2 protein-coding genes are annotated in these 539 nt (G+C 55.3%); both read left to right on the forward strand.

The genetic code is table 11. The annotated features are described in order from the left end of the window. Positions 1-56: 56 nt before the first annotated feature. Complete coding sequence (locus FTE26_RS08410; RefSeq protein WP_001161009.1) at positions 57-386, forward strand: phage tail assembly protein T; 330 nt, start codon at positions 57-59, stop codon at positions 384-386. Further along, the coding region (locus FTE26_RS08415) for a hypothetical protein (RefSeq protein ID WP_176259083.1) at positions 358-539 on the forward strand (182 nt) is incomplete at its 3' end. The genes FTE26_RS08410 and FTE26_RS08415, both read left to right, overlap by 29 nt.

Consider the following 539-nt stretch of genomic DNA (forward strand, 5'->3'; position numbering starts at 1 on the left):
AATGCCGGGGATTTGGAGCATGAGGTGCTGACGCCGGAAAAGTCCTGACGCGGGAAATGCAGTTTGTCATGCGGCTTGCCCGGGAGTTCCGGCGGGCAGACTGGCGGCGGATGCTGTCGGAAATGTCGGCCACTGAGCTTGGTGAATGGGGCGATTATTTCCGGATGCAGAGCTTCAGTGATGTGTGGATGGATGCGCAGTTTGCCTCGCTGAAGGCATTGATCGTGAGAATGGTGTCCGGTAGCAGTGATGCTGCGGTGGCTGATTTCAGCCTTTTACCGGAAGAGAACGGGATACCGGAGCGAACGGACGAAGAACTGATGCATCTTGGGGAAGGTATTTCCGGAGGTGTGCGTTATGGACCAGATAGCCAACCTGGTCATTGATTTGGGGATTGATGCGGCAGAGTTTAAAAATGAAATTCCCCGTATCAAAAACCTTCTGAATGGTGCAGCCAGCGATGCAGAACGGTCTTCTGCCCGTATGCAGCGTTTTATGGAGCGTCAGACTCAGGCCGCCCGGCAGACAACGCAGGCGGC

Source organism: Escherichia sp. S10b (assembly GCF_028421345.1).
GTDB lineage: Bacteria > Pseudomonadota > Gammaproteobacteria > Enterobacterales > Enterobacteriaceae > ECMA0423.